The 18,850-nt window shown below is 63.9% G+C and carries 20 protein-coding genes; 13 read left to right on the top strand and 7 right to left on the bottom strand.

Going from position 1 to position 18,850, the window contains the following annotated elements:
• Positions 1–21: 21 nt before the first annotated feature.
• Entirely contained in the window at positions 22–651 is a 630-nt protein-coding gene (locus tag B5V03_RS14945; RefSeq protein WP_129271039.1) for an NUDIX hydrolase, read from the bottom strand.
• A 67-nt stretch (positions 652–718) separates the two neighbouring features.
• Here B5V03_RS14945 and B5V03_RS14940 point away from each other — a divergent pair, with 67 nt between their 5' ends.
• From B5V03_RS14940 to B5V03_RS14900, 9 genes are all read left to right on the top strand, one after another.
• The gene (locus tag B5V03_RS14940; RefSeq protein WP_164988006.1) at positions 719–1,144 is read left to right on the top strand and encodes a PaaI family thioesterase; all 426 of its coding nucleotides are present in this window, start codon (positions 719–721) and stop codon (positions 1,142–1,144) included.
• Between the two features lie 239 nt (positions 1,145–1,383).
• Positions 1,384–2,394 (top strand): aldo/keto reductase, encoded by a 1,011-nt coding sequence (locus tag B5V03_RS14935; protein ID WP_129271037.1) that lies wholly within the window; start codon positions 1,384–1,386, stop codon positions 2,392–2,394.
• Positions 2,395–2,409: 15 nt separating this feature from the next.
• Positions 2,410–3,723: a tetratricopeptide repeat protein gene (locus B5V03_RS14930; protein WP_129271036.1), complete on the top strand. Its 1,314-nt coding sequence runs from the start codon at positions 2,410–2,412 to the stop codon at positions 3,721–3,723.
• A gap of 34 nt (positions 3,724–3,757) precedes the next feature.
• A complete protein-coding gene (locus tag B5V03_RS14925; RefSeq protein ID WP_129271035.1) occupies positions 3,758–4,576 on the top strand; it encodes a CoA transferase subunit A in 819 nt (272 codons plus the stop codon).
• Complete coding sequence (locus B5V03_RS14920) at positions 4,576–5,319, top strand: CoA transferase (protein ID WP_129271034.1); 744 nt, start codon at positions 4,576–4,578, stop codon at positions 5,317–5,319. The genes B5V03_RS14925 and B5V03_RS14920 overlap by 1 nt, the downstream gene beginning before the upstream one ends.
• 202 nt (positions 5,320–5,521) lie before the next feature.
• Positions 5,522–6,124: a hypothetical protein gene (locus tag B5V03_RS14915; RefSeq protein ID WP_129271033.1), complete on the top strand. Its 603-nt coding sequence runs from the start codon at positions 5,522–5,524 to the stop codon at positions 6,122–6,124.
• 55 nt (positions 6,125–6,179) lie between these two features.
• On the top strand, positions 6,180–6,527 hold the full coding sequence (locus tag B5V03_RS14910; RefSeq protein WP_129271032.1) for a DUF3088 domain-containing protein: 348 nt from the start codon (positions 6,180–6,182) through the stop codon (positions 6,525–6,527).
• A 255-nt stretch (positions 6,528–6,782) separates the two neighbouring features.
• Positions 6,783–7,352 carry a cysteine hydrolase family protein gene (locus B5V03_RS14905; RefSeq protein ID WP_129271031.1) on the top strand — a complete coding sequence of 190 codons (570 nt, stop codon included), beginning with the start codon at positions 6,783–6,785 and terminating at the stop codon, positions 7,350–7,352.
• 164 nt (positions 7,353–7,516) lie between these two features.
• Positions 7,517–7,825: a hypothetical protein gene (locus tag B5V03_RS14900; protein WP_164988005.1), complete on the top strand. Its 309-nt coding sequence runs from the start codon at positions 7,517–7,519 to the stop codon at positions 7,823–7,825.
• A gap of 49 nt (positions 7,826–7,874) precedes the next feature.
• Here the strand turns inward: B5V03_RS14900 and B5V03_RS14895 are convergent, their stop codons facing one another.
• The 4 genes from B5V03_RS14895 to B5V03_RS14880 form a co-directional block, all read right to left on the bottom strand.
• Entirely contained in the window at positions 7,875–9,146 is a 1,272-nt protein-coding gene (locus tag B5V03_RS14895) for a flavin monoamine oxidase family protein (protein ID WP_129271030.1), read from the bottom strand.
• Positions 9,147–9,155: 9 nt separating this feature from the next.
• Positions 9,156–9,878: a RibD family protein gene (locus B5V03_RS14890; protein ID WP_129271029.1), complete on the bottom strand. Its 723-nt coding sequence runs from the start codon at positions 9,876–9,878 to the stop codon at positions 9,156–9,158.
• A 21-nt stretch (positions 9,879–9,899) separates the two neighbouring features.
• Positions 9,900–10,559, bottom strand: coding sequence for an FABP family protein (locus tag B5V03_RS14885; protein WP_129271028.1), 660 nt, complete (start codon positions 10,557–10,559; stop codon positions 9,900–9,902).
• A 176-nt stretch (positions 10,560–10,735) separates the two neighbouring features.
• Positions 10,736–10,915, bottom strand: a complete 180-nt coding sequence (locus B5V03_RS14880; protein ID WP_129271027.1) for a hypothetical protein — start codon at positions 10,913–10,915, stop codon at positions 10,736–10,738.
• Between the two features lie 275 nt (positions 10,916–11,190).
• On the opposite strand from B5V03_RS14880, the gene B5V03_RS14875 reads away from it, so the two are divergent.
• The 4 genes from B5V03_RS14875 (at position 11,191) to B5V03_RS14860 (ending at position 16,340) form a co-directional block, all read left to right on the top strand.
• On the top strand, positions 11,191–11,643 hold the full coding sequence (locus B5V03_RS14875) for a hypothetical protein (protein ID WP_129271026.1): 453 nt from the start codon (positions 11,191–11,193) through the stop codon (positions 11,641–11,643).
• A gap of 5 nt (positions 11,644–11,648) precedes the next feature.
• Positions 11,649–13,037: a Dyp-type peroxidase gene (locus B5V03_RS14870; RefSeq protein WP_206736147.1), complete on the top strand. Its 1,389-nt coding sequence runs from the start codon at positions 11,649–11,651 to the stop codon at positions 13,035–13,037.
• A gap of 44 nt (positions 13,038–13,081) precedes the next feature.
• Positions 13,082–14,929, top strand: coding sequence for a di-heme-cytochrome C peroxidase (locus B5V03_RS14865; protein WP_129271025.1), 1,848 nt, complete (start codon positions 13,082–13,084; stop codon positions 14,927–14,929).
• A gap of 265 nt (positions 14,930–15,194) precedes the next feature.
• The gene (locus B5V03_RS14860) at positions 15,195–16,340 is read left to right on the top strand and encodes a helix-turn-helix transcriptional regulator (protein ID WP_129271024.1); all 1,146 of its coding nucleotides are present in this window, start codon (positions 15,195–15,197) and stop codon (positions 16,338–16,340) included.
• A gap of 66 nt (positions 16,341–16,406) precedes the next feature.
• On the opposite strand, the gene B5V03_RS14855 is transcribed toward B5V03_RS14860, so the two are convergent.
• Both B5V03_RS14855 and B5V03_RS14850 read right to left on the bottom strand, forming a co-directional pair.
• Positions 16,407–18,032, bottom strand: a complete 1,626-nt coding sequence (locus B5V03_RS14855) for a long-chain fatty acid--CoA ligase (RefSeq protein ID WP_245502221.1) — start codon at positions 18,030–18,032, stop codon at positions 16,407–16,409.
• Positions 18,033–18,509: 477 nt separating this feature from the next.
• The gene (locus B5V03_RS14850) at positions 18,510–18,695 is read right to left on the bottom strand and encodes a hypothetical protein (RefSeq protein WP_129271023.1); all 186 of its coding nucleotides are present in this window, start codon (positions 18,693–18,695) and stop codon (positions 18,510–18,512) included.
• Positions 18,696–18,850 lie beyond the last annotated feature (155 nt).

The raw sequence follows: 18,850 nt of genomic DNA, 5'->3' as shown, positions 1-18,850 counted from the left end.
TTAACGTGCCGTTTACCATCGTCACTTCCAGGCGAACACCGGCTGTTCCAGGTCGGTGACGCGGGTGTGCCGCCCCGCCAGCACCTCGCGGAACTGATAGATCAGGGCCGCCGTCGGCGCGTGGATCAGGCTCATCTGGTGATGGAAGCGGATCACGCGGCGGGTGCTTTCGGCGATCGCGGTGAAGTCGAAGGCGTCGTCCTGCTCGATCGTCGCGAGCGCGATGCGATGGACGGAGGCGACCTCATCCGGGTTCGGCACGATCGCTGCGCTATCGGCGGCCCAGACCACGACCGGCGTGATCAGATAGCCGGAGCGGGTCGGATAGTCATCGAGCAGGCCAAGCACCGCGTCGACCGAAAGCTTGAGCGCGAGCTCCTCGTCGAGCTCGCGCAGCGCCGCAGCGACAGGCGTCTCGCCGGCATCACAGCGTCCACCCGGCAACGCCCACTGCCCGCGATGGGCACGCAGGTGTGAAGCACGCTTGGTGAGCAGAAACGCAGTGTCGTCACCGTCACTGGATGCGGTCAGCGCCAGCACCACCGCGGCGCGCTTCAGCGCCGGCGGCTCGGCGTCGTCAGGCAGCCGCGCGAACGACGCGCAGGCCTCTGCGATATTCCGTCTGGTGGCATCGTCGAAAGTTCTCATGATGCTTGACTACACCAGGACCGCATCTGATGAAACGAGGAGAGACAGTGTTGCAAGGATGGACGGAGAGATGATCGACAAGACCGCCGCAAAGCTCAAATCCGACGGCTGGACGATCGTCGACACCAGCGGCTTCATCCATCTGATCGGCCCGCTCTGGGAACGCAAAGTCGATGGCCACTTCGAATTTGCACTGGCCACCGAGGACAAGCACCACAATCGCCGCGGTATGGTCCAGGGCGGCGTGATGATGACCTTCGCCGACCGCACCTGCGGCATGACCGCCCGCTACGAGACCGGCAAGCAATTCATGGCGACGGTGCAGCTCGACACCCATTTCGTCGAAGCAGGCCAAATCGGCGACATCCTGATCTCCCGCCCCCGCGTGGTGCGCTCGACCCGCAGCCTGATCTTCATGAGCACGGAGGTGCTGGTGGAAGACCGCTGCGTGGTGATGGCGAATGGCGTGTTCAAGATTTTGAAGGGGCCGGAGTAGGCGCGAAGTCAGGCTGCCACTGCGGCCAACGACACCCACCGCTGTCATTCCCCGCGAAGGCGGGGAATCCAGTACGCCGCGGCTTCTCGGCTCTATCACTGCTGCCTCTGGAATACTGGATCGTCCGCCTTCGCGTACGATGACAGCGGAGGACGCATCTCTGGATTGCTTCGCTGCGCTCGCAATGACGGAACTGGGCGGCTATGCTGCCTCCGCAAAAAGCAGCAAGGACATCGCCCATGCAATATCGCCAGCTCGGCCGCACCGGCCTGAAAGTTTCGCCGATCTGTCTGGGCACCATGATGTTCGGCGGGCCGACCGATGAGGCCGCATCGAAGCGGATCATCGACAAGGCGCACGGGGCAGGAATCAACTTCATCGACACGGCGGATGCCTACTCGAAAGGCGCATCCGAAGAGGTCGTGGGACGCGCGATCGGCAACAACCGCAACGCCTGGGTGCTCGCCACAAAACTCGCCAACCCCATGGGCGATGATCCCAATCGTGTCGGCCTGTCGCGCCGCTGGGTGTTGCAGGCGGCGGACGAGAGCCTGGCACGGCTCGGCACCGACCACATCGACATCTATTATCTGCACAAGGAAGACCACGCGACGCCGCTGGAAGAGACCGTGCGCGCGATGGGCGATCTGATCCGCGCCGGCAAGGTGCGCTATTTCGGCGTCTCGAACTATCGCGCCTGGCGCGTCGCGGAGATCTGCAACATCTGCGACCGGCTCGGCATCGACCGCCCAGCGGTGAGCCAGCCTTATTACAACGCGATGAACCGCATGCCCGAGGTCGAGCATTTTCCGGCCTGCTCCTATTACGGCCTCGGCATCGTGCCCTACAGCCCGCTGGCGCGCGGCGTGCTCACCGGCAAGTACAAGCCTGACGCCGCGCCTGACAAGGAGACACGCGCGGGACGCAACGACACCCGCATGATGCAGACGGAATGGCGGCCGGAATCGCTTCAGCTCGCGCAGGAGATCAAGAGCCACGCCGAGAAGAAGGGCATCACCGCCGGCCAGTTCGCGGTCAGCTGGGTGTTGAACTCGGCTTTCGTCTCGTCGATCGTCGCAGGTCCCCGCACCGAGGAGCAATGGGACGGCTACATCAGCGCGCTCGACTATCGTTTCACCGGAGATGACGAAGCGCTGATCGACCGGCTGGTCGTGCCGGGCCATCCCTCGACGCCGGGCTACAACGACCCGGCCTACCCGATCGAGGGCCGTCGCGCGCGGACGGCTTAACAACGGGGGACGACGATGGCGCACGAAGACCGTTACGGCCTTCCACTCTCCACCTCCTCGCACGAGGCGGCATCCGCCTATCGCGAGGGCGTCGACCTCATGCTGGCGGGGTGGACCGGCACGGCGGAGGCGCTGGAGCGCGCGATTGCGGCCGATCCGGATTTCGCACTGGCCCACATCGCGCGCGCCCGCGTGCACGCCTTCTACCAGCAGGGCGATCTCGCACGGCAGAAGGCGGCACTCGCGCGTGAGTGCGCTGCCAAACGCGGCACGATGCGTGAGCGCTCGCATGTCGAGACACTCGCGCTCGCGATCGAGGGCCGGTTGCCCGAAGCGATCGCAGCGACGCTGAAGCATGTCGAGGCATGGCCGCGCGATGCATTGGTGCTATCGCTGCCGCTCGGCGCCTTCGGCCTGTTCGCCTTCTCCGGCATGGCCGATCACGACCGCGCGCGGCATGAGTTGTGCGAGCGCGTCGCGCAGCACTATGGCGAGGACTGGTGGTTCCTCACCATGTCCGGCTGGGCGATGACGGAGAACGGCGACGTCACCCGCGGCCGCGGCGTCACCGAGCGCGGTTTTGACCTACGCCGAGCGAATGCCCACGCCGCACATGCGATGCTGCACGCGATGTTCGAGGACGGCTCGATCGAGGCGGCCGACCGCCTCGTCGACGAATGGCTCCCCTCCTACGACCGCGCCGGAATTCTGCACGGCCATATCCGCTGGCATCAGGCGCTCGGCGCGCTCGAGCATGGCGATGCGGCACGTGCGCTCAGAATCTATGCCGACGTACTTCAGCCCTCGGCCACGCAGGCGCCGCCGCTCAACGTCGTCACCGACGGCGCCTCGCTGCTCTGGCGCCTGTCGGCCTACGGCCACGCCGTGCCGAAAACACTCTGGCTTGATGCCGACGCCACCGCACAAAAACTGTTTCCGAAGTCGGGCCTGCCGTTCGCCGACGTCCATATGGCACTGTTCGCTGCGGCCACGCAAAATCGCGAGGCGCTCGCCGCGCGCCTTGCCGTGATCGAGCAGCGGCTCGATGAAGGCAAGCTGCCGGCCGGTCCCGTGGTGCCCGCGATCTGCCGTGCGCTCGGGGCCTTTGCCGACGAGGACTATGCGGCTTGCGCGCAAGCGCTCGCGCCCGTGCTGGGCGAGGTCGTCCGCATCGGCGGCAGCCACGCCCAGCGCGAGCTGATCGAGGACACCTTCATCGTGGCGCTGATGCGGAGCGGCGACCTCCCCCGCGCCCGCAGCCTGCTCGATGCCCGCCTGCACCGCCGCCCGTCCTTGCGCGATACGCGCTGGCAGGCGGCGATGGCTTGAGGCAAGATAAGGAAAACAAGATCGGAGGACGCCCATGACCGAGATCGTTGCGCTGGAGGCGCTGGCTGCGCGCGTCACGTCGGGACAATCGCTGGCCATTCCCGTCGACGGCTCCGGCGTGGCGATGGCGGCGACTGCGGCGCTGTTAGAGGCCGGCATCCACGATCTCAAGTTGATCTGCGTTCCGATCTCCGGCCTGCAGGCCGATCTCCTGATCGGCGCCGGTGCCATCGCCGCGCTAGAGACCAGCGCGGTCTCGCTCGGCGAGGCCGGCGCCGCACCGCGCTTCACCGCCGGCGTCAAGAGCGGCGCGTTTGCATTGCGCGATTCCACCTGCCCCGCGATCTTCGCCGGCCTGCTCGCCGCGCAGAAGGGTGTGCCGTTCATGCCAATCGCCGGCATCATCGGCAGCGACCTGCTCGAGGTGCGGCCCGACTGGCAGGTGATCGACAGTCCCGTCGGCGAGGCCCGCAAGGTGGTCGTGGTGCCCGCGATCTGTCCCGATGTCGCGCTGTTTCATGCGCCCGAAGCCGACCGCGCCGGCAATGTCCGCATCGGCCGCCACCGCGAGCTCGCCAACCTCGCTTATGCCGCCAGGCGCACGCTGGTCACCGTCGAGCGCATCGTCGACCGCAATCTGCTGGAGACGGAAGATTCAGCCGCCGGCGTGCTGCCCTCGCTCTATGTCGAGGCCATCGCGGTCGCCGCGCGCGGCGCCTGGCCGCTGGCGCTGTGGGACGAATATCCGGCCGACGAGGCCGAGATCGCACGCTACGCGGCGATGGCGCGCAGCGAGGACGGCTTTCGCGCCTATCTCTCGACCTTCCTGTCGCATCGCAAGCAGGTGGCCTGATGTCGGCTGAGCGCGAACGGCGCGAGATCCTGATCGCTGCCATCGCCGATCTGCTCGACGGGATCAGTCACGTCGCGGTCGGTGCGTCATCGCCGATCCCCGCGGCCGGCGCGATGCTGCTGCGCGCGCGCAACCAACGCGACGGCAAGCCGCCGGTGCGCATCTCGATCCTGGGATCGCAGGCGCATAATTTCTTCACCAATGGCGGCATCGAGCTGTTCGACTGCGCGGCGCAAGGCCGCGTCGACGCCTTCTTCCTCGGCGGCGGCCAGATCGACAGCCAGGGCAACATCAATCTGGTCGGCACCGGCGACTATCCGAAGACCGACGTGCGCTGGCCCGGCTCGTTCGGCTCGGCCTATCTCTATCACCTCATTCCGCGCGTGATCCTGTTTCGCGAGGAGCACACCCCGCGCGTGTTGGTGCCGAAGGTCGATTTCGTCAGCGCGCGGGCGATCACGCCGGAGGTCCGTCGCCGCGGCGGGCCATACGCGCTCCTGACCAACATGGCGCTGTTCGACTTCGACCGCGACGCGGGCGGGTTCGCGCTGCGCTCGGTGCACCCGCCCTTCACGCCGGCGGATATCAGGGAGAATACCGGCTTTATCTATGAAGAGCCGGCGGTCGTGCGGCAAACGCCGCGGCCCGATCCCGCGACCCTGGCGCTGCTACGCGGGACAATTCTCGACGAACTCGCCGAAACCTATCCGGCCTTTGCGCGGGCCATGAAGCAGGCGGCTTGACCCTTCGTCTCCGCCACGAAAAAAACATCGGCCTGACGGCAAGTGCCTGCCGGGACGGACGGGGCGATTTGAACGAATCGCCGGTGGGTGGCGCGGTGGTATTCCAGTCAGGTTTTGCAGCACAAACGGGATCGCAACCAATTTCGGGTTCGATGGTTGTTGGACGGGATTTGACCGTGGCCTCTGGCACGCGAGCCTGACGATGCGCCTTTGCAAACCGGTTCTGGCCGCAACCCTTGTCAGCTTGGCGAGTTCTTGGGCAGGTCCTTGGGCAAGTCCTTGTTTCGCCGAGTCTTCCGCGCCGATTCCCGTCAACAGTGCGCCGGCGCAGCCGAACGCCCTCATCGACCTGCTGGCGCTGATGTCCGGCCACTGCAAGACGCTGAAGGTCGCGGGCCGTACCTTCGCCTGCAAGACGGTCGCCTACGCCCATGGCGATAAGGGCCGGGTCAATTTCGCGGTCGCCGTCGACGATCCCGCCGACGAGAACCACGTCGTGTCGTTCTCCGGCGAGAACGGCAAGCGAGCCGACGACAATTCCTACGAGCTGCCGATCGACCGTATGCTGCTCAATTCCAAGAGCCGGCCCAAGGTCGACGGCCTGCCGGTGCCCGCGGAGCAGGCCTCAACCGGAGTCTGCCGCCAGACCGGCAATTTCGCCGCCAAAAAGGTGAACGACGTCACCTGCTCGGCGACCGACAGCGAAGGCCGCCGCTACGAGTTGCTGTTCGTCTCCGACGGCACGCCGGTCAGCGTGCGCCGCATCAGGCAATCGTCGCCGTCGATCCAGGACCCTTTCAAGTAGCTCGTCCTCGAATGTCGTCAGCGTGTATGATCGCGGCCGTGCTTCGGAGCGACCCATGATTCGCGACCGCCTGTTTCTGCTGCGCCCCGGTTTCCAGGACCCGGCCTATCCAGGGCAGCGCTTCTATTGCTGGCATTGCGCGCTGATCGAGGGCCTGCTCGCCTCGTTTCCGGCGCTCGCCGAAAAGTTCGATGTCGAGCGCATCGCCTGGCCGCGCCCGCGGCAGGACGTGATCGCGCTGGTCGGCGAGGAGAACCAGTGGCTGCCGCTGCTCGTATTGGCGGATGGCGCGACCTCGCCGCACCAGACCGGCAGCCACCACGGCCGCGCCTTCATCGCCGACAAGGACGCGATCCTCGCCGCGCTCTCCGAACGCCACGGGTTTCCCGGCCCGCATCCGTAGGGATTCTCGCAACCTGCGTAACCCACCCCTCGTGTCCCGGACGCGGTGCAGCGCGTAGCGCTGCTCCGCAGAGCCGGGACCCATGCAACGCAGACACGCATGGAAACATGGGCCCCGGCTCTGCAGCGCACCGTCGAAGAGACGCTGCGCTGCGTCCGGGGCACGAGAGACGTCGCGAAACGAGGGAAGATTGGCATTGCGCTTGCCCGATCGCCTCGCATAGTCGGCCCAACACGCCGTCTGAAAGGTTCGATCATGCCCCACCCCTTCCCCGCCCTCATCGTTGTCGACGTCCAGCGCGCATTCGACGAATGGGAGGCGGTGGGCAAGCGCCGCAACAATCCGGATGCGGTGGCGCGCATCGCCAATCTGCTCAAGGCGTTCAGGACCAATCGCGCGCCGATCTTTCACATCCGCCACGAAGGCACCAAGCCGAACTCGACATTTCTGCCGTCGCGCTCCGGCTACGCCGTCAAGGACGAGGCGCGCGAGGAGGCAGGCGAGCCTGTCATCGTCAAGCGCGTCAACAGCGCCTTCATCGGCACCGACCTCGAGACGCGCCTGCGTGCAGCCGGTATCACCACGCTCGTCATCTGCGGCGCGACCACCAATCATTGCGTCGAGACCACGACGCGGATGGCCGGCAATCTCGGCTTCGATGCGCGCCTGGTGCGCGATGCGACCTGGACGTTCGACCGGGTCGGGCCCGATGGCGATACGCATTCTGCCGAGGAGATCCATGCGATGACGCTCTCGAATCTCAACGGCGAATTCGCGCGCATCGTCACGAGCGATGACGTGAACGCATCATTCGCGGCGAGATAATGGCAGCGGCGCGTCGCGCGCCGGTGATGCGACAATACATCTCACGACATCAGATCATTCGCGCGGAATCGAACATCGCGCACTGCGTCGTTTCGACGCCCGCACTGGCCGGAACGCAGCCAGGCCCCATCTGTTGTCACACGACATTCAACTGGAGTGATGACATGAAATATCTCTTTGTCGCGATGGCCGTCGGTGCTGCGGCGCTGGCCGGCAGCTCGGCGGCGAACGCGGCCAACACAGGCGCGAAGCAGAACGCGCCGACGGACATCAGCGCACAGCACCGGCACCATCATCATGGCCAGCGCCATCATCACTGGCGTCCTCACCACCACGGCCACTATCGTCCGCACCACTATCGCAGCTACGGCTATTACCCGCGGCACCACGGCTATTATGGCGGCGGACCGTACGGCTATTACGGCGGCGGCGGTCCGAACGTGACCTTCGGCTTCGGTGGCAGCCGCTGGTGAGCGGACTGACACGGATGAACGAAAGGCCCGCGAATGCGCGGGCCTTTTTTCATCTGCGCAGGATCATCCCCGCCGTCTCCAGCCCGCTCGCCAGCGCGGCCTCGACCGTACCCATGTCGCGGCCGCGATAGAGCGCCTCACCGGAAAACAACACGGGGCCATCGGCGCGCCCGAGGATCGTTTGCGCCTCGCGCGTCGCCGGCGTCGCCCAGGAATAGGCGCCGCGGGCGAAGGGATCGTGCATCCAGTTCGTCGCCTCCGCTGCGACGAGGTCGCGCGCGATGTCCTCGCGCGGCAGCGCGAAGATGGCGGCGAGCGACTCGAGCCCGGCATCGATCAGCCCTTGCGGATCGAGATGCGCCAGCTCCGCCGTCCGCGGGCCGCCGAACCAGCCGGTGAGCACAGGATGCTGCTCGGGATAGCGCGTCCACCACACCGGGATGGTCTGCTCCGACAGCAGAAACGTCATATCCGCGAGATCCGGCTTCGCCTCGCGCCACCATGGTAGCGTGAAACGCAGCAGGATTTTGATCACGCTGCCGAAGCCGATGTCGCAGACCACAGCGGCCTTCGCGCGCGCGGTCGCAGGCAGAGCGATGTCGCGCAGCAACGGCAGCGGGACAGTGACGATCACGCGATTACAGCCATGCACCTCGCCATTGGTGCAGCGAACCGCTACCGCGCCGTCCTTCTCATCGACGGCCGACATCACGCAGCCAAAGCTGATCGCCGCGCCATGCCTGCGGCACTCGGCCGCCAGAAAATCGATCAGCGCGCCGTAGCCGCCGACGACGCGGGCCTGGGTGTGATGCCCGCCGTCCATCCATTCCTCGCGCAGCGCCAGAATGGAGGCGAGCTCGGGATCGGCGGCGTCGTAGCCTTCGACCATGCGCGCGATGGAAGTACGCAGCCGGCCGTATTCAGGTCCGGCAAAATGCCCGCGCAGGAAATCAGCGACGGTGAGGTCATCCTTCAAGTCGCTCAGCACGGCATGCAGCTCCGCCTCGTGCGGATCGTGACGGCTTTCGCGCGAGAGTTTTGTGCCGTCAAAGCTCCATTGCGTGCCTTCGATCTCCCGAAGCGAGAGCCCCGCCTCGCGCAACAGAACGCGCGTGACCGGCGCCTCGCCATGGACGAATTCGGCGCCGCCGTCGGCGGGGTAGCCGAACTCCGAGGCCAGCAGCGGGCGAATGCGCCCGCCGCAGCGCTGGCGTGCCTCCAGGATCGTCACCCTCTTCCCGGCACGCGCAAGTTCGCGCGCCGCCATCAGGCCCGCCGCGCCGGCACCGACGACGATGATGTGCTCAGACGTATCAGACATGCCCGCGCGTTACCCGGCCAGGCCTTGCGGATCGTTCTTGATCAGGTAGCGCAGCAGCAGGACGCCGCCGCCGAGCTCCCGCACATTCTCCAGCGTCATCGCGGTCAGCGGCGCGCGCCTGTCGCTGTCCGCATCCGTCGAATCGAATACGAAGGGTGCGCCGTTGGCGCCATCGATCGCGGGGCTGAGGATCAGATTGAACTCGTCGATGAGACCAGCGCGCAGGAACGCGCCGTTGGCGACGCCGCCGCCCTCCACCAGCAACCGCTTCACCCCAAGCTCGCGGTTGAGGATGTCCAGCGTCAGCGCCAGGTCGATCTCCGACTTGCCGGCAAAGATGTAGGACACGCCCTCGCTGCGAAGCCCTGCGAGATGCGAATCCGGCACGCTCTCGGTCAACACGACGATAACAGGGTCACCGCCGATGTCGGAGCGGCCCCAGCCGATCTTGCCCTGCGCGTCGAGCACCACGCCCCAGGTCTTGTCGTCAGAAGTTTTCGCATCGCGCCGCACGAACCAGTTTTCGCGGGGCAATTTCGCACTCGTATCGGGATAAGGCTTGCCCTTGGCGAACTCCGAGCCGGTGACGCGGCCGATCACCCAGGCATCGCCGCCGAGCTCGTCATGGATTGTCTCGAACCACTCCGTGCCCGCGCCCTTCGGACGCCAGCGGCTGGGATGGGTGCGGCCGTCAAGGCTCGAATGCATCAGGCAGATGACATAGGGCTTCATCGATATTCTCCGGGCTTGGCCTCAGGCTGGCCCATGATTCTTGGCGCGATCCTTCACGATGACAGCGAGCGGGTTGAGTTTTGGCGGCGCGACCAGCTCGAGCGTGTTGCTGTCGTGATGATTGAACGGCGCGCCGCGCACGAACAACTCGGTCTGAATGAGATAGCTCCAGCTACCGTCATCGTTGAAGGTGATCTCGCAACGGTAACTATCGGTGCGGAAGGCTTGTTCCAGGAGGTCCGTCGAGCAGATTCCATACGCCGTGTCACCGCGCTTCGCCGTCACCGCGATTGTCCTGTCATCCGGTCCGGCCTTGCCCGAGGCGAGCAGCACCTGCCCGCGCGGGATCGCCAGCGTCTGCATGATCAGCCCGGTCGCCGGCTCCCACAGCCAGTAGCCGACCTGGTCGTGGAAGGTGATGTCTTCCTCGGGCGTATTGATGTGGATGTGATAGCGCAGCCCATAGAGGAGCTGCGGCCCGTTGGCCTGCGGATCGATCGGGTCCATCCGGATATGCTCGATAAAAGTCCGCCGCTCCGGCCCTTCCGCCTTCGGATTGAGATCGATGCCCTTGTCGGCCTGCCAGGTGCCGGCGAGCCGGCGGAGCGGGCCGAGATTGGCGAGACTGTCGGGCGAGACGTCCTCTTGTTCGGTGAAGATATCGGCGGGAATGGGGAGCATGGCTGGCCTCGCGTCGTTGCGGGGAGCAGCCATAGCATGGCGGAGGGAAGCTGGCGCGTGCCCAAGTCTCACAATCGCGAATGGACATAGGCGCCACGCGCAGACGAACGTCGGGCTCAAGGGCGCGAAGCGAAGCGGAGCCGAACCTATCCAGATCGGCTCCGTCGCCGGCACGCCTAGTGGCGGTGATCACGAACCTCGGGTTGAGTGCGGTGGTCGCGGACTATGGTCTGATTGCGATGATCGCGCACGATGGGCGGATCGCGATGATCGCGGACGATGGTCGTCGCATTCGAGGGCGTCGCCACGTTTGCCAGAGCGATCGCTGCGAGAGCCACGAGGATGTAATTGCGCATCAGTCTTTCCTTTGCCTGGTGGATCACTGCGAGCCACCTGATGGCAAGCTAGATCGAGCAGCCGGAATGATATGTGCCGACGATCACGCGATGAGGATCGATGCGCCGGCGCCCGCGTCTCGTGCGATCGGAGGAGCACCGGCACCTTCGGTGTGAAACATTTCACAATCTGTAGCTGCATTCCATGCTAAAAGCGCGGGCGCAAGGTCACCATTGCTGCCCGCTGCAAATGAGACATTCGCAACGGCTCCAGCGGATAACAGGGAGGTGTTGCCATGTCAGTTGTCTTGAAAGCTGGGAAGATCAGCGCCCTGACCGCCATTACCAAGATCGTTCCCGGTCACGCCGAAGTGCTACGGAAGACGCTTCAGGGGCTGACCGCTGCAAACGGCGGCAAGATCTCTTCTCTCGGCACGATTCATATCGTGCGCTGGGTCATTTTCGACAACGACACGCGTTTATTCTTTGCAACGAATTTCGACGGCGACGTCGAAGACTATATGCGCGATTTTGCCGAGCGGGCCCCGGATGGAATCGACGCGATCTGGGGTCATTGCGAAGGGTATCCGGGCGCGCGAGATTATCCAAAGCTGCGTGATTACATTCTCGGAAGCGCCATCGAAACCGATGGTTATTATTGCGCCTACCCGAATTCGACCGTCGCTGACATCAACAAGGCGCTGGACTGGAAGGGCAAGCTCGACACATTCCTCGACCAGCTCGGTTGACGGGAATGGCTGCCCCATCCGCAGCCGGCGACCTGGATCGGAACGATATCCAGGGGATGGCGATGCGGCCGTATCGCTTCCCGTTTGCACACTATCATGTGCTGAACGTGAGCGATTCAGCGAAAGCTCGGCGATGGTTCAGCGGTGTCGCCGGGCGATGCACCACTGTAGCGGGCCTGGACGCATCGCCTTCGCAGGCCTTCAACGTCGCCCTCTCGTGGCAAGGACTATCGGCGATCGGTGTGCCGGAAGCCACCCTGTCGAGCTTTTCGCAGGAATTCCAGCAGGGAATGGCTGCGCGCGCCGATCGGCTTGGCGACGTCGGCGACAGCGCTCCGGCGCGGTGGGACCCACCGTTCAACGAGCGCGTGCACGTGCTCGTCGCGGTGAGTGCGATGACGGCAGCGGATCGCGATACCGCTTCGACTGCATTGCTGTCTGATTTGCGCGATAATGGCTTGACCGCAACAGGCGCCATCGATGCGAAATTGTTGGCCGGTCCAGATGGCAAGCTCGCTCCAATCGAGCACTTTGGCTACCGTGACGGAATTACCGAACCCACCATCGAAGGCAGTGGGGAGCCCGCCTTGCCCGGCGCGGGCGTTCCGGACGCAGCTGGTTGGCGGGCCCTCAGGGCTGGTGAGTTCGTCCTCGGGCAGCCCGATGAGACGGGTGCCGTCCCTGACTTGCCCATCCCGGCAAGTTTCAGTGGCAACGGCAGCTTCGTGGTGTTGCGCAAGCTGCACCAGCATGTCTGGGCCTTCCGCAATTATCTGCGGAGCCACGCCACCGATGACGCCGACGTCGCGCTGCTGGCGGCGAAGATGATGGGACGCTGGCAGAGCGGCGCACCGCTGGCTTTGACAGCAAAGCAGGACGATCCGGCGCTCGCCGCTGATCCGAAGCGAAATAATGATTTTACATATCTCGACGATTTGCAGGGAACGAGCTGCCCGGTGGGGGCACACGTGCGGCGCCTCAATCCGCGCTCGGGGCTGACAGGCCCGAATGGTGCATCGGTTCATCGGCATCGGCTGCTGCGGCAGGGTTTGCCCTATGGGTCGCGGCTGCCTGCGGATGCGACCGCCGATGACGGTGCCGAGCGCGGCGCCGTCATGTTGCTGGTGAACGCCGACATCGCGCGTCAATTCGAATTCGTTCAGAAGGTCTGGATCAATGATGGCGGCTTCGCCGGACTGGAGAATGAGAAGGATCCGATGATCGGCAGCAACGACGGGAGCGGGACCTTTACGATCCCGCGTGTCGACCCGCCGCGGCGTCGATTGAAAAGTCTGCCGGCGTTCGTGAGCACACGTGGCGGAGAGTACTTCTTCCTGCCGGGCATCACTGCGTTGCGATCCTTTGCCGGCTCCCCGGCGGACACGGCCTCATGATGGATTCAGGCTGAGTTCTTCGACAGCCAGCCAAGGAGAGCAAAATGGCGTGGAAACCGAATTCAGGCGTCGCCTCATTGGCCCTGCTCTTCTCAGTCATTGTTGCCGCACTCGTCGTGATCGCGGGCGTGATTGGCTACCCCTATGTCGCCAAGGTCTATGACGGGATCAGGGTGAAGTTGCCGGAATATCCAACCGCCCAGAAGACCCGCTGGCTCGACCAGAACTGGACCGACAAGCGCGACTGGTTTCACCACGCCGATCAGGGGACGGCGACCTTCCACATCCCCTACGAATGGTTCATGGCCCTCGAACAGCCGGTGTTGTCGCTGACATCGGTGGGACTATTGAGCGACCCGGCTTATCTCGATCGTTTCGGATTCATTCCAGATCCGACCGATCCCAAGCTCGGATTGCCTGTTGGCATGGCGCGCGGCAAGGCCATGGTGGATGCCACCGCGCAGCCCTGGAAAAATCCACGGGCGCCGTACAATGACATGACGCGGATCGGGCTGACCTGCGCGGCCTGCCACACCGGACGCTTCACCTACCAGGGCACGGAGTTCCTGGTCGACGGCGGCCCGGCACTCACGGATCTCGGCAAGTTCCGGACCGCGCTTGGCCTCTCGCTGGCGTTCACGCGCTTCGTGCCCTACCGCTTCGACCGGTTCGCCGAAAAGGTGATCGGAGCAGACCCGAGCGAGGTGGAAAAGAGCCAGTTGCTTGCGCAGCTCGACAAGATCCTGGCGCAAGGCAAGGGACTCGCCGATCTCGACACCATGGTTGCTCCGCAGAGCGTGGTCGAAGGGTTCGGCAGGCTCGACGCGTTGAACCGCATCGGCAACGAGGTCTTTGCGGTCGATCTCAAGATTCCCGCCAACTATGCCGCCACATCGGCGCCCGTGCATTTCCCGCGCATCTGGGATTCCTCGTGGTTCGATTGGGTCCAGTACAACGCATCGATCGAACAGCCCATGGTGCGGAATGCCGGTGAAGCCATGGGCGTATCCGCGATGATCAACCTGACAAGCGCGAAGGGTGGGCTTTACAACTCAGGCATCGAAATCATGAACCTGGACAGGATCGAGAAATCGCTGGCCGGGAAGCAGCCGAATGAAAGCACGGGCTTCAGCGGATTGAAGTCACCGCAGTGGCCTTCCGAGCTTCCTCCTGTCAACAAGACGCTCGCCGACCAAGGTGCGGCCCTCTACAAGGAGCATTGCCAGGGGTGCCATATGCCGCCCGTGAGCAGTGCCGAATTCTGGATGTCCGATCGCTGGTCGCTGCCGGACAAGCGCACGGTAGAGCGTTATCCAGGCGAGCGCTATCTCCGCCTCAAGGTCGTCCCCTTCACGGAGATCGGCACCGATCCCGCGCAGGCCCAGGACATGGCCGACCGCAAGGTCACGATTCCCAGGGAGCTCGATATTTCCTCCGACAGTTTCGGCTTCGCGCTCGGTGAGGTCACCGCAAAGACCCTCAAGCATTGGTATGACGGCCAGACACCACCGGTTACGCCGGCGAAGCGCGACGAGATGAACGGATACCGGGACAACGGCATCCAGGCGCCACTGGGCTACAAGGCGCGTCCGCTCAACGGGATTTGGGCCACGCCGCCGTATTTGCACAACGGCTCGGTGCCCAACCTTTATGCCCTGTTGTCGCCGGTCGGCGAGCGGCCGTCGAAGTTTTACCTGGGCAACCGCGAATATGACGCGGTCAATGTCGGATATCGCACTGACAAATTGGAAAACGGATTCGAGCTCGATACGAGGCTCCGGGGCAACCACAACACCGGGCACGAGTTTAATAATGGAAAGGACGGCGTGATCGGACGCCTCTTGACGCCGCAGGAACGGCGGGCGCTGGTCGAATTTCTGAAGACGATGTGAAAACCAAACGCGCCCGCCACGCTACTGGTTTCGCCGGAGCGTCTGCCACAGTTTTAATCAGGCCTCAGACGCCCGCGCCATTCGCGAAAATCATGACAGCCGTGCAACAGGCACCACAAGCGTTTGTGTCCGGCGTTCCCGTTTGCACCGCGGAATCGCGGTGATAAGACCTTGGGGTGAGAGTTGTGAAATCCGCCATAAGCGATGAAGCCACTCCCGATTTGATTTCAAGTGACGGCGCGATTTTTCAAGTGAGTAGTTTGGAATGCAGCAGGCTTCGGTCGAGAAATTCTCGGATCTCATCGGCGATATCTATGATTGTGTGATCGCACCGGAACGCTGGACCGAGGTTCTGGACGGGATATGCGCCGAGTTCGGCTTCGCCACCGGCGCGCTCTCGGTCGCCAGCCTCTCGAACATGAAGGCCGTCGTCAATGCGGTCTCCGGGACCAGCGATCTCGCCCAGATGTCTCAGAACGCGATCGGATACGGGGCTGACATCATCGAGCTCTGGGGCGGCGCCGAGCGCATTCAGCAATATCCGCTCGGGGAGCCGATCGTTCAATCCCAGGCGGTCCGGCAGGACGTCATTTCCGCCAATCGCTATTATCGCGAATGGGCCCTGCCCAAGGGCCTATTCGACGCCGTTGCCGTCGGCCTCGTTCGCGACAAGACCATGGTTGGAAACGCGATTTTCAGCCAGCATGAGTCGGCCGGCCCCATCGACGATGCGCAGATCGGCGGATTGCGCCTTCTGGCGCCTCACATCCGCCGCGCCGTGACGATCAGCAATCTGTTCGACATGAAGGCGGTCGAAGCCGCGACATTCGCCGCGACCGTCGAGGCTCTGACGGTCGGCGTCGTGCTGGCGGACGAGGATTCGAAGATCGTTCACACCAACGCCACAGCGAACGCCATGCTCGCGTCGGGTGATCCGATCGTGGTTCAACATGGCCGGATCGCCGTTCAATCCGCGACGACCACCAGCACATTGCAATCGGCCATCGCACAGGCCGCGAAGGACGAGGCGACGCTCGGCCAGAAAGGCATCGGCATCCCGATCCCTCGCCCCGACGGTGACCCTCTCGTCATCCACGTTCTGCCGCTGCGACGTGGCCATATGCGATCCGGTCTGATCCAGAGGGCCGCCGCCGCCTTGTTCGTGACGTCGGCCTCCGGGCCGCCGCGATTGCCTCACGATGCTCTCATCCAGCTCTACGACCTGACGCCGGCAGAGATTCGTATCTTCGAGCTCATCTGCGAAGGACAGACACGCGCCGACATCTCGGCGTCGCTCGGCGTTTCCGTCGCCACCGTGAAAAGTCACCTCGTTCACGTCTTCCAGAAGACAGGATGCCGTCGCCAGGTCGATCTGGTCAGGCTGGCGAAGTCGTTGACGTTTCCGGTGTGAGGCGGAGACCGATCTCGTTGGCAATTGCGCGGGCGCTCCACCGGCCATCGATCTTGCGGCTGGCTCTCAATCTTGTGCGTCCCGGTAATGCTGCGCGTAATGACTGCGCAGCTCCATCTTCTGCACCTTGCCCGTGGGCCCATACGCGAGCGCTTCGACGAAGACGATGTCGTCGGGCATCCACCATTTCGCAATCTTGCCTTCGAGAAACCTGTAGATCGACTGCGCTGTCGCTGGATTGGTCGCGTCAGGGACGATCACGAGCAACGGCCGCTCTTCCCATCGCGGATGACGAATCCCGATGACGGCGGCGTCCGCGACCCCTGGGCAACCCGATGCGAGGTTCTCCAGATCGATGGAGCTGATCCATTCGCCACCCGACTTGATGACGTCCTTGGCCCGGTCAGTGAGGCGAATGTGATTGTCCTCGTCCATGACGGCGAAATCCCCGCTATCGAACCATCCGTCCTCCAACAGCGGCTTCTCATCGCGGAAATAGCTGCGCGCGACCCAGGGGCCTCGGAGCATGAGCCGTCCGCTCGACACGCCGTCACGCGGCAATTCATGTCCGTTCGCATCCGCGATCTTGACGTCCACCCCGTAGATCGGATGTCCCTGTCCCGTCTTGCGCCGCAATTGAACATTAGCAGCAGATCGCGCGGTTTTGCGCGAGGGCCCCGGAATTGTCCCTGTCGGACTGGTCTCGGTCATGCCCCACACATGCTTGACTGAAACGCCCATGCGTTCGAAGCCCTCGATCATGACCGGGGTCGGTGCGGAACCGGCGACAATGATTCGCTGCAGCGAGCCGGCGCCGCGTCCTTCCGTCTCGAGATGTTGAAGCAGCCTTGTATACAGAAGCGGCACGCCGGCCGTCACGGTGACTTCTTCCGCTTCGATCAGCCCGGCGATGCTCGCAGCATCCATCTTCGGGCCTGGCAGCACCAGCTTGGCGCCGACCATCGGTGCCGCGTGCGTAGAGCCCCATGCGCCATTGGCGTGGAACATGGGGGTCATTGGAAGGATGGTATCCAGCGCGGTAAATGCGCCGGATGAAGCGCCGCATATCGAAAGGCAATGGAGAACATCCGATCGATGCGTATAGAGCACGCCCTTTGGATGGCCGGTGGTGCCCGACGTGTAGAAGAGCGACGACGCGGACAATTCGTCGAACGACGGCCACACGAAATCTTCCTCGCCCTCATCGAGGAGATCCTCGTAGTTGCGGACGTTCGGAAGGGTCGTCGACGGCATCGACGCCCGGTCGACCAGCAGGACAAACAGGCTCACCACCGTCAGTTCGCCCGCCAGCTTTTCTATCAGGGGAACGAACGAGCTTTCGATGAAGAGAACTTTATCCTCGGCGTGTCTGGCGATGTAGGCGATCTGGGCTGGTACCAGCCGCGGATTTATGGCGTGCCACACTGCGCCCATTCCGGTGACGGCATATTCGATTTCAAAATGACGATGATTGTTCCAGGCGAGGCTGCCGACCCGGTCGCCCTGGCCGACGCCGAATTGTCGAAGCGCGTCCGCGAGTTTTCGCGCGCGGCGCGCGGCGGCGCCGTAGGTCGCGCGATGGATGGGTCCCTCGGTCGTGACCGAGACGATCTCGGTGTCACCATGGAACCGCTCGGCATGCCGCAACAAAGACGACAGCAACAGCGGTTGATTTTGCATGAGACCGTTCATAGACCGACTCGCTTGGAGAGGTTGGCGTGTTGTGCTTCGGCCGACATTCTCGGCGCGTCGGCGCAGTCCCCTTGATTGGAGGCCGGTGAACCTGGCGGCCAGACACGTTTCGAACGCGCGTTCTCATCCCGTTGTGATCCGCCCACGATGAAATCGTACCGCGACTTGAGGTTTGCGCGGAGGCGTTGCTGGTTGCGCGTACGCTCCCGAAGAATTCTGCTGAGTCATCACTCATATCGTTCTTTCAGTGCATAAATCGGCGGCAGGGATGTCGCCGAACGCAGCGCTTTCATATGATGATCATAATTCAAGTAATACGACGTTCTCGTTTCAGGAATACGCGACTCGGTTACCGTTGACACATGGAGTTGGGACATACGTGGGATCGAGAAGGCAGCACGGCTGCCGTGACTTTAATCAGAGCGCGGCCGAAGCAGAGGCCGCCATCGAGCCGATCGGACAGTTTGCCGAGCCAAGTCACATGGACGGGCAGAGAGGCAGCGCATAATGCTGCTCGAGCCCGACGAACCAGCCGAGCTCCGGAAGCGCGCCGACGTCGGTCACATGGCCCAACAAGAACCGGTCGCCGGGAAATTTGCGCTCCTCGTCCACCGTCTGGGCATCGCAGACCGCCCGAAGCCCCGCCAGATCTTCCTGCGTCAAGACATCGTCGATGACGCAATATCCGTCGACGAAAAGCTTATGCGCCCGGCTGCGGAGATCCCGTGACCTGGTCGAAGCGCCGGCCAATGTCTCAATACGAGTGCGCGGCGCGCGCCGGTGCCATGGGCACACTCCCCGAGAGAGTGACGAACCAT

The organism is Bradyrhizobium betae (assembly GCF_004123905.1).
Taxonomy (GTDB): domain Bacteria; phylum Pseudomonadota; class Alphaproteobacteria; order Rhizobiales; family Xanthobacteraceae; genus Bradyrhizobium; species Bradyrhizobium betae_A.
The sequence above is the reverse complement of the archived record's forward strand: the minus strand, read 5'-3'. Positions and strand labels throughout refer to the sequence as shown.